Origin of the sequence: Mesorhizobium sp. M7A.F.Ca.CA.002.15.2.1 (assembly GCF_003998715.1) — a bacterium.
GTDB lineage: Bacteria > Pseudomonadota > Alphaproteobacteria > Rhizobiales > Rhizobiaceae > Mesorhizobium > Mesorhizobium ciceri.
In genome coordinates this window covers 1-9,891 of record NZ_RZPI01000133.1, presented here as the reverse complement: position 1 = coordinate 9,891, position 9,891 = coordinate 1, and the positions used below count along the sequence as shown (strand labels likewise).

Genomic DNA, 9,891 nt, shown 5'->3' with positions numbered 1-9,891 from the left:
GAATAGATCATGAATACGGCGGCGTCGGCGGCGCGCTCGAGATCGGCGTCGGCAAAGACGATCACAGGGTTCTTGCCGCCAAGCTCGAAATGCACGCGCTTCAGCGTGCCGGCGCCTTGCTTCATGATCATCGAACCGGTGCGGCTTTCGCCGACAAAACCGATCGCCCTGATGTCGGGATGCTCGGTCAGCGCCTTGCCGGCGTCTTCACCAAGGCCGTTGACCAGGTTCCATACGCCTTTCGGCAGGCCGGCCTCCTCGGCGATCTCGACCAGCAGGCGGGCGGTCAGCGGCGAGAATTCAGCCGGCTTATGAACCACGGTGCAGCCGGCCGCCAGCGCTGGCGCAATCTTCCACGTCGACAGCATGAACGGTGTGTTCCACGGCGTGATGATGCCGACCGGGCCGATCGGAACGCGCGTCGTCATATTGACCTGGCCTGTCGTACGCAGCGTCTCGCCGTCGCGCGCTTCGGGCGCGCGGTCGGCGAAGAAACGGAAATTCTCGGCACCGCGCAGCGCTGCCTTGGCCATGAACTTCAGCGCCTGGCCGGTATCCATGCATTCGACAAAAGCGATCTCCTCGGCGCGCGCTTCGATTGCGTCGGCGATTTTGTGCAGCAGCTTCTTGCGTGCCTCGCCAGGCATGGCTGCCCAGGCTGGGAACGCCGCCTTCGCCGCCTTGGCGGCGCGGTCGATGTCGGCGGCCCCGCCGCGCGCGACGCTTGCCAGCGGCTTGAGGTCGACCGGCGACAGCGTTTCGAACGTCGCGCCATCGAGGGCCGGCACCGCCTCGCCGCCGATCTGGTTCAAAACGCCATCGCGCTTGAAGCGGGCCAGATAGGCCTCGGCCTTTTTCAGATTGCCTTGCAGGTCGGACATGTCGGGTTCCGTCACTTGCCGCGCAGCCGCGGGTGGATTGCGTTTTTCTTCCAGCTGAGCACCGGGTCGATTTCCCGGATTTCGAGCGACAGGGCGAAATGCGGGGTCTCGAACAGGGTGGCAAGGTATTCGCTCACCGCCGCGAAGACAGCCTCGCCGGTCCGCTTCTTCTCGTCCGGGCTGCGGCCGGTGCCGATGCGAAACGACATGTCGAGAAAAGCGTTTTCCGGCAGGCTGTCGGCCATCGCGTAGGCCTCGGCGCGAAAGGCCCGCACCCGCACGGCGCCGGTCTCGAACAGCCCGGTGTCCAGCACTGTGCGCAACACCAGCGCGCACAATTCGTCCATATCGACCTTGGCATCGAGATTGGCCGAATACTCGATGGAGAAGTGAGGCACGGCGCTTCGTTTCCCTGGGTTATTGCTTTGTTGTAGTTAACGCGTTAATTACATGCCGCATCCGCGAAGTCAAGTCTTGCATCGGCCTTGGCGCAACGATACGGGATGGCAGGAACGGGCCCCGGCTGGCGGATTCGGCCGAGGGAAGGCCTGTTTCGATCGCAAGCGTGGGAGGCTCTTTTTTGCTGCCTGAAAATACCCGTCGTTCCCTGCCGATGGCGCTGCTTCATGCCCGCGAAGCGGTGATGGCGCGGTTTCGGCCGATGCTTGCGGCGCATGACGTGACCGAACAGCAATGGCGCGTGCTGCGTGTGCTCAGCGAAGCCGGCCCGGTCGAGGCGACGGAACTTGCCGATCGCGCCTCGGTTTTGCCGCCCAGCCTGACGCGCATCATCAAGGCGCTCGAGGGACGCAAATTCATCACCCGCAACAAGGCCGAAGGCGACGGCCGCCGCGTCGTGCTGACCATTGCGCCTGCCGGCTCCGCCCTGATCGACGCCCTGTCGCCCGAGCGTCGCGTCATCTATGACGACATCGAACAGCGTTTTGGGCATGAGAAGCTGGAGCAGCTCCTCGACCTCTTGGAGAGCTTGATCGACGGCGAGAGCTGAGCGGTCGGTCCTGGCCGTTTCGTCCAGGCTCACCCGCCAAAGCTGCCCAACCGTGTCGGCTGCGTATAATTCCGGTCGACATAGAGCAGGGCCGAGCCGCCGCTGCCGTGCCGGACATCGATGACGCGGCCGATCATGACATTGTGCGTGCCGACGACATGCACGGTCTCGATCTCGCAATCGAAGTTGACGATCGCATCCGACAGCGCCGGCGTGCCGGAGGTCAGCGTCTGCCAGCGCGCCGAGGCGTAGCGCGCCTCCATGTCCCTGGTCGCGCCGGCGAACTTTCCCGCCAGATGCATGTGGTCATGCGTCAGCACGTTGACGCAGAAGCGCCGGTTGGACAGGAACATGGCGGCCTGGGTCGAGCGCCCGTTCATGCACACGAGCAGCGTCGGCGGCTCGTCCGAGACGCTGCACATGGCGGTGGCGGTGAAGCCGCCGCGTCCTGCCGGCCCGTCTGTGGTGACGATGTTGACCGGCGCGCAGACCCTCGCCATGGCGTCGCGGAAATCGGCTTTCGAAATCTGCGTGGCCATGTGATTTCACTCGGCCGTTGAGACAAGCGGATTGAACCAGGTATCGCCGGTCCAGCCATTCTCGTCATAATCGGCCATGCAGGTGTCGACCAGCTCTTCCATCGCCTTCAGCCGCCCGCCGCGCTCGGCGCCTTTCAGCACCTGCAGCCGTACCTCTTCCGGCGCACCGGCATAGTTGAGCTCATAGAGCCCGTGGCGGCCGCCGAACTCGGTGCCGGTCGCATCCCACAACAGCTTCATGATCTTGATGCGTTCGATGTGGCCCATATCGTTGGAGCCGCGCACATATTGCGCCAGATATTTGTCGATCTCGGGGTTGTTGAAGTCGCGCACCGACGACGGCAGGTAGATCAGCCCCGAGGCGATCACCCGGCGCACGGTGTCGATGACGCGCGGATAGGCTTCCGACATGAAGGTGCGGTAGGCAAGGGCGGCTTCGAGGTTGGGCAGGACGGCGCCATTCGCCCATGGGATCGGGTTGTAGGCCATGGCGTTGGAAAAGCTCCAGAACATGTGCCTGAGCGCAATGACCTCGCCCAGTGCCGCCTGGTTGCCGCGGAAAGCATCGCCGCCCGTGGCGCGCAGCGCCTTGGCCAGCAGGCCGGCGAGAAAGTCGAGCTTGACGGCGAAACGCGTGCAGCCCTGGAAGCAGTAGCCATGCATGAAGCCGGAGGCCGGATGGAAGGACAGGATTTTTTGCGCATCGCGCAGCACCAGCACGTCCTCCCAGGGGATGAAGACATTGTCGAGCACCAGGATCGCGTCGTTCTCGTCGAAGCGCGACGACAGCGGATAGTCGAAGGGTGCCGCCACCGTGTTGGCCGTCTGCTCGTAGGAGACGCGGCAGAACATCTTTATCCCCGGCGCATTCATCGGCACGATGAACATCACCGACAGCGACGGATCCTCGGTCACCGTCGCCGACCCTTGCGCCAGGAAATTGTAGTGCGTCAGCGCCGAGGACGTCGCCACCACCTTGGCGCCGGACACGTAGATGCCGGCGTCCGTCTCCCTGTTGATGTGGACGAAGACATCCTTCACCTGTTCGGCCGGCTTGTGGCGGTCGATCGGCGGGTTGACGATGGCGTGGTTCATGAACAACGCGGCTTCCTGCGCGCGTTTGTGCCAGGACAGGGCATTGTCCTTGAACGGCCCGTACCAGTCGGCATTGGCGCCGAGCGTGTTCATCAGCGCCGCCTTGTAGTCGGGCGTGCGGCCCATCCAGCCATAGGACATGCGCGACCACTCCGCGATCGCCGTCTGCTGGGCAACAAGCTCGGCGGAAGACTTGGCAACGCGGAAATATTTGTGGGTGTAGCCGCCCGAGCCGGTGTCGGTTGGTGACGTCAGCGCGTCCCGCCGCTTTGGATCATGCAGGGCGTCGTAGAGGCGCGCCAGCGACCGCGCCGAATTGCGCATCGCCGGATGCGTGGTGACGTCGGCAATGCGTTCGCCGTTGATATAGACCTCGCGGCGATCGCGCAGGCTCTCCAGATACTCGGCCCCGGTGAATGGGCGTGCCTTATCGGTGCGGAAGTCTTCTGATCGCATGATGGTCCTCCTCTTAAGCCGTAACCCTAGCGCCCTGGGCATCGATCGGTTATGGACGGAACGGCAAAACCGATTGGACTTTTTCCGGCGTCATGAGCCAGAGATCCATCCCCGACTTCTTCGTCTATGGCGAGCCGGTGCGGCCGCTCGATGTCGGTTTTCTGCATGTCGAGACGGTGCTTGCGCGCGGCAATATCCATCTTGGTGAGGTCGCCGCGCACAAGCACCCGCAGATGGGTCAGATCACCTTCTGGACCAGCGGCTCCGGTACCTACCGCATCGAAGACCGATCCTGGGACTTTTCGGCGCCTGCCGTGAGTTTCGTGCCGAGCACTATCGTGCACGGCTTCTCGATCGGCCCCGGCACCGACGCCATCGTCGTCTCGGTCGCCGACGGCGCGCTTGCGGCCATCGCGGCTCACAGCCTGCTGCCGCTGGACCGGCCGGTCTTTGCCGACGGCATGCCGCAGCACGCAGCGTGGGCCAGATTGGCGGCGGTGCTGGAGATGATCGCCGCCGAATACGCCGAGGCGCAAGCCGGCAAAGACAGGGTCCTGCAGGCGCTGATCGCCGTCGCGCTCTCCCACATCGCGCGCCTCAGTCCCGAGACAAAGGATGCCACGGCGTCTTCTGATGCCTCACTGGCGTTGGGGCTGCGCCGGCTCGCCGATGCGCATTTCCGCGACAACTGGCCTGTTGATCGCTACGTCGAGGCGCTGGCCACGACGCCGCATCTTCTCGACAAGGCCAGCCGCGCGGTGCTGGGCAGCGGCGTCAAACGCGTCGTCGGTGAGCGACGGCTGCTGGAGGCCAAGCGGCTGCTGTTGTTCACCGTACGCTCGGTCGAGGACATCGCCTACGAGATCGGCTTCGACGACCCGGCGTATTTTTCACGATTCTTTCGCGCGCGGGTCGGCGAAGCGCCCGCGTCCTGGCGGCGGAAACAGTTGCAGGGTCATTGATGGGTGACCATGGATGCGGACCTTGGCGCGCCGTTCCGGCGCGAGCCCGCTTCCGCCAGGGCGTTGGCTTCCCGACCGGCCATGATGCAGCCACAGCCACTTTTTCGTGAAGCTGAACGGGTTGATCCGCTCGCCTGTCTGCCTAGGTAGAAAGGAGCGGCGGGCGCCACGCAAAATCTGACAATCGGGCAAATCTGACAGTCGGCATGATATTTTCCTGCATTCGAAAGCTTGGCCTCGCTGCTCTCTGTGTCGCCATCCAGTCTTCCTGCGTCGTTCCCGACGACACGTCGCGTATCGCCAAGGTTGATCCAACGGCGGCGGCTGCCCGCAAGGAGATGGTCGGCCTCAGCGAAGCCGATGTTCGAATGTGCGCCGGGTTTCCGACCGCCACCGCCGACGCCGGCCAATCGGGCCAGATCTGGACCTACAAGCGCATCGTCCAGCGCGGCAATCTCAGCATTGTGGTTCCGACGTTGGCGGTCGGCGCGATCCCGGCGGTCGGCGGCTCCGTCAATGTCGCTCCCGGCGGCTATTGCGATACGCAAATTCGCATGGTCGATGGCCGCGTCGCCGAAGTTGCCTATGCCGGCGACAACAATTTGCCGAACAGGCGCGACGCGCTTTGTGTCAGCACGGTGGACGCCTGTGTGACCTATGCCCGCCAACTCGGCCAGAGGCCGGCGGCCAAATAGCCGGCGGCAGCGAAACGGCGATGGCAGGTCATGCAAATGTCATTGAGGGCTTGACTGACCCGCCGGACCGAATACGCTAGCGCAAAATACCGGCTCTGATTGCCGGGCGGCAAAAATGCCTCGTATGCCTCGCCCTTCCGGCGCAGGCTGCGAGGCATTGTCATTTCTGGGGTCCTGTTTGAAACGGCGCATCGAGATCGGCATCCTGTATTCCCGCTCGGGGAGCTATCAGCTCGTCTCCGATGCGTGCCGCATCGGCGCCATGCGCGCCATAGCCGACATCAACGCCGATCGCAGCTCAGGCATCGAACTGGTGCCGGTGGAGCGCGATCCGCAAAGCAATGCGGACCGCTACGCAACGCTTTGCGAAGATATCTTCAAGACCAGCAGCGCACGCCATGTCATCGGCTGCGTCACCTCCTGGAGCCGCAAGGAAACCATTCCGGTCTTGGAGAAAGCCGGCGGCATGCTCTGGTACGCCTGCCCCTATGAGGGCTTCGAAGCCAATGAGCATGTCGTCTACATGCACGCCTGCCCCAACCAGCATCTGGTGCCGCTGATGGCGCATGTCGTGCCGCGTTTCGGCGCCAACGGCTTCCTGCTCGGCTCGAACTACATCTGGGGCTGGGAGATGAATCGCGTCGCGCGCGACCTGATCGCGGATGCCGGCGGCAAGGTGCTGGGCGAACGCTATCTGCGCATCGGCGAGACCGACGTGTCGCGGCTGATCGCGGAGATCCGCGCCACGCGGCCGAACTTCATCCTCAACAATTTGATCGGCACCTCGTCCTACGCCTTCCTCGCGGCCTATCGCGACCTGGGTCACGAGGATGCCGCCTTCAGTCCCGGGACTTGCCCCGTCATCTCCTGCAACCTGACCGAAGGTGAGCTGCCGGCGATCGGTGAATCCGGCAAGGGACATCTGTCGGTCGGGCCGTATTTCGCGCCGCGCCCGGCTGCCTTTGCCTCATCCTTCGAGGCCTCCGCCTATGCCTCGGTGCAGGTGATGGCCGACGTGCTCTCCAGCAATCCCGACGCCGGTCCGGCGGAATTCTCCAAAGCCTTCGCCGAACGCCGCTTCTCCACCCGGCTCGGTCCGATCGCCATCGACGCCCACTCGCAGCACGCGACACTGCCGGTGATCATCGGGCGCATCGCGGACGGCTTCTTCGAGGTCGTCAGCCGCGAAGACGAAGTCGCGCCGGATCCGTATCTGTCGCGCTACGACCCGGCAAAAACATTCGGCCGCCCGCGCCTGAGGGTGGTGTCGTGACCAGAGCCCCACGCATCCCCAATCTCGGCGGCGCCAGGGCGTTTATCCTGCATCGCCCACATCCGACGGTGCAGGCGATCACCAGGCAATTGTCGGCCATCGGGCTGATCACGCTGGATTGCTGGCCGGAACTGCCGCCCGAGACGCTGGCCGCCGATTTCGTCTTCTTCGACGCCGATCTCGGCTTTGACGAGCAGTTTCCGTGGAAGCCGGGCGAGGCACCGATGCCGCTGGTGGCGCTGATCGGTTCCGAGGCGCCGGGCCGCATCGAATGGGCGCTGTCGCATAAGGCCGATGCGCAGCTGCTGAAGCCGGTCGGCAATGCCGGCGTCTACAGCGCGCTGCTGATCGCGCGCCAGAGTTTCGAGGCGCGAAAACACCTGGCCAGCGAGATCGCCTCGCTTCGCCAGCGCGTTGCCGAACGCCAGACCATCGTTCGCGCGGTGACGGCACTGGCGAAAGGCGCCGATGACGGCCGCGCCTATGCGCAGCTGCGCTCGCTGGCGATGAGCTGGCAGATCAGCGTCGAGGATGCCGCGCGGCGGATCGTGGCAATGACAAGCGAAGAAGCAACGGGCGAAGAAGGCGACGATGACCAGTCCCATCGCGCCTGATCTCACCGCGCCAGGGCGCATGCCGGTCAAGCCGCGCGCCGGCGTCTGGCGCCGGCTGGTCAGGCGCCGTCTGGCTCTGCTCGGGCTGGTCATCGTCGCCATCGTCGTTGCCGGCGCCGTGCTGGCGCCATGGCTGACTGGCTATGATCCCAACGAGCAGATGTTCGACGGCCTGACCATCGAGGGCTCGCCCTTGCCGCCGGATGCAAAATTCTGGCTGGGCACCGACTTGCTCGGCCGCGACCTCCTGACCCGCATCCTCTACGGCGCCCGCACCTCGCTGATCATCGGCATCGTCGCCAATGGCGTGGCACTGTTCATTGGCACGCTGGTCGGTGTTGTCGCCGGCTATTTCCGTGGCTGGATCGGCAGCGCGCTGATGCGTTTCACCGATTTGATGATGGCGTTTCCGGCACTGCTGCTCGCCATTTGCCTGGCCGCGGTGTTCGAGCCCAGCCTGTGGATCGTCGCCATGGTCATCGCTTTGGTCAACTGGGTGCAGACCGCCCGCGTCATCTACACCGAGACCTCATCGCTGGCGGAGCGTGAGTTCATCGATGCCGAACGCACCATCGGCGCGAGCGCGCCGCGCATCCTGTTTCGCCACATCCTGCCGCATCTCTTACCGACCATCATCGTCTGGGGCACGCTCGGCATTTCGACCACCGTGCTGCTCGAGGCGACACTCTCCTTCCTCGGCATCGGCGTCCAGCCGCCCACGGCGTCCTGGGGCAACATCATCTTCGAGAACCAGACCTATTTCCAGGCCGCACCCTGGCTGGTGTTCTTTCCGGGTGCCGCGATCCTGGCGCTGGCGCTCGCCTTCAACCTGATCGGCGATGCGCTGCGCGACATCCTCGATCCGACGCAAAGAGGCCGGGCATGATCGCCTATCTCGGCCGCCGCCTCATCCAGTCGCTGCTGATCCTGCTCGGCGTCTCGCTGATCACCTTCGCTCTGCTCTATCTCCTGCCCGCCGATCCGGTGCGCCAGATCGCCGGCCGCAGTGCCACGCCGCAGACGGTCGAGAACATCCGCCAGCAGCTCGGCCTCGACCAGCCGTTCGTCGTCCAGTACTGGCGCTATCTCACGAAGCTCGTCAGCGGCGATCTCGGCCGCTCCTACATCCAGCGCTCCGAAGTCACCGAGCTGATCGTTTCGCGGCTGCCGGCCAGCCTGTTGCTGATGGTCGGCGCCATCCTGTGCGAGCTGTTGCTCGGCCTGAGCATGGGCCTGATCGCCGCCGTCAAGCGCGGCACCGCCACTGACCAGACGCTGATGGTCGCCTCCTTCGTCGGCGTCTCGGCGCCGCAATTCGTCGTCGGTCTGCTGCTGCTCTACGTCTTTGCCGTGCGGCTCAGCTGGTTCCCGATCGGCGGCTACGGCACCTGGCGTCATCTGGTGCTGCCGTCACTGACCATGGGAATCCTCGGCGCGGGCTGGTACGCGCGCATGATGCGCTCGTCGATGATCGACGTGCTGCGCCAGGATTACGTGCGCACCGCCCGCGCCAAAGGCCTGGCGCGGCGAGCTATCCTGTTCCGCCATGCGCTGCCCAACGCCATCCTGCCGGTGATCGCCATGATCGGCATCGACATAGGCATCTTCATGGGCGGCATCGTCGTCGTCGAAAGCGTATTCGGCTGGCCCGGCATTGGCCAGCTCGCCTGGCAGGCCATCCAGCGCGTCGACATCCCGATCATCATGGGTGTGACGCTGGTGTCGGCCTTCGCCATCGTGCTGGGCAATCTGCTGGCCGACATCATCGCGCCCTTCATCGACCCCCGCATCAAGCTCAGATGAAATGAAAACCAGACAGAGAAAGGGAACATAAAAATGAAAAGGTTTCTCGCATCCACGGTAGCGGCATCGGCGCTGGCGCTGATGCTCGGCATGACGAGCGTTCGCGCCGAGGACGCCGTCGATCCGAACGCCAAGCAGGGCGGCGCCATCACCATCACCTACAAGGACGACGTCGCCACGCTCGATCCGGCGATCGGCTATGACTGGCAGAACTGGTCGATGATCAAGAGTCTGTTCGACGGGTTGATGGACTACGAGCCGGGCACCACCAATTTGAAACCCGACCTCGCCGAAAGCTACGAGATTTCGCCCGACGGCAAGACCTTCACCTTCAAGCTGCGCCATGGCGTGAAATTCCACAATGGCCGCGAGATGACGGCCGACGACGTGAAATATTCGCTCGACCGCGTCACCAATCCGAAGACGCAGAGCCCCGGCGCCGGCTTCTTCGGCTCGATCAAGGGCTATGACGATGTCGCCGCCGGCAAGGCCGAGAGCCTCTCCGGCGTCACCGTCGTCGACCCTTACACGGTCAAATTCGAATTGACCCGCCCCGACGCCACC

The 9,891-nt window shown here is 64.3% G+C and carries 12 protein-coding genes; 8 read left to right on the top strand and 4 right to left on the bottom strand.

The window, feature by feature from the left end; all coding sequences use genetic code 11:
• Positions 1-881 (bottom strand): aldehyde dehydrogenase family protein (locus tag ENZ74_RS10585; protein WP_127312761.1); only part of this gene is annotated, 881 nt, incomplete at its 3' end.
• A gap of 11 nt (positions 882-892) precedes the next feature.
• Positions 893-1,279 (bottom strand): 5-carboxymethyl-2-hydroxymuconate Delta-isomerase, encoded by a 387-nt coding sequence (locus ENZ74_RS10580; RefSeq protein ID WP_013528543.1) that lies wholly within the window; start codon positions 1,277-1,279, stop codon positions 893-895.
• A 215-nt stretch (positions 1,280-1,494) separates the two neighbouring features.
• Here ENZ74_RS10580 and hpaR point away from each other — a divergent pair, with 215 nt between their 5' ends.
• Positions 1,495-1,890: a homoprotocatechuate degradation operon regulator HpaR gene (gene hpaR / locus ENZ74_RS10575; RefSeq protein ID WP_224620863.1), complete on the top strand. Its 396-nt coding sequence runs from the start codon at positions 1,495-1,497 to the stop codon at positions 1,888-1,890.
• Positions 1,891-1,919: 29 nt separating this feature from the next.
• Here the strand turns inward: hpaR and ENZ74_RS10570 are convergent, their stop codons facing one another.
• A complete protein-coding gene (locus tag ENZ74_RS10570) occupies positions 1,920-2,429 on the bottom strand; it encodes a flavin reductase (RefSeq protein ID WP_013528541.1) in 510 nt (169 codons plus the stop codon).
• A gap of 6 nt (positions 2,430-2,435) precedes the next feature.
• The gene (locus tag ENZ74_RS10565; RefSeq protein WP_063169701.1) at positions 2,436-3,980 is read right to left on the bottom strand and encodes a 4-hydroxyphenylacetate 3-hydroxylase N-terminal domain-containing protein; all 1,545 of its coding nucleotides are present in this window, start codon (positions 3,978-3,980) and stop codon (positions 2,436-2,438) included.
• Between the two features lie 92 nt (positions 3,981-4,072).
• Between ENZ74_RS10565 and ENZ74_RS10560 the strand changes: the two genes are divergently transcribed.
• The 7 genes from ENZ74_RS10560 to ENZ74_RS10530 form a co-directional block, all read left to right on the top strand.
• A complete protein-coding gene (locus ENZ74_RS10560; protein WP_013528539.1) occupies positions 4,073-4,942 on the top strand; it encodes a helix-turn-helix domain-containing protein in 870 nt (289 codons plus the stop codon).
• A 206-nt stretch (positions 4,943-5,148) separates the two neighbouring features.
• Positions 5,149-5,637 carry a hypothetical protein gene (locus tag ENZ74_RS10555; protein WP_013528538.1) on the top strand — a complete coding sequence of 163 codons (489 nt, stop codon included), beginning with the start codon at positions 5,149-5,151 and terminating at the stop codon, positions 5,635-5,637.
• A 178-nt stretch (positions 5,638-5,815) separates the two neighbouring features.
• Complete coding sequence (locus tag ENZ74_RS10550; protein ID WP_013528537.1) at positions 5,816-6,910, top strand: transporter substrate-binding protein; 1,095 nt, start codon at positions 5,816-5,818, stop codon at positions 6,908-6,910.
• Positions 6,907-7,524, top strand: coding sequence for an ANTAR domain-containing protein (locus ENZ74_RS10545; protein WP_063169702.1), 618 nt, complete (start codon positions 6,907-6,909; stop codon positions 7,522-7,524). The genes ENZ74_RS10550 and ENZ74_RS10545 overlap by 4 nt, the downstream gene beginning before the upstream one ends.
• Before the next feature lie 19 nt (positions 7,525-7,543).
• Positions 7,544-8,410 (top strand): ABC transporter permease, encoded by an 867-nt coding sequence (locus ENZ74_RS10540; RefSeq protein ID WP_128278528.1) that lies wholly within the window; start codon positions 7,544-7,546, stop codon positions 8,408-8,410.
• On the top strand, positions 8,407-9,327 hold the full coding sequence (locus tag ENZ74_RS10535) for an ABC transporter permease (protein ID WP_024502122.1): 921 nt from the start codon (positions 8,407-8,409) through the stop codon (positions 9,325-9,327). The genes ENZ74_RS10540 and ENZ74_RS10535 overlap by 4 nt, the downstream gene beginning before the upstream one ends.
• Before the next feature lie 33 nt (positions 9,328-9,360).
• A partial coding sequence (locus ENZ74_RS10530) for an ABC transporter substrate-binding protein (RefSeq protein ID WP_245470942.1) occupies positions 9,361-9,891 on the top strand: 531 nt, incomplete at its 3' end.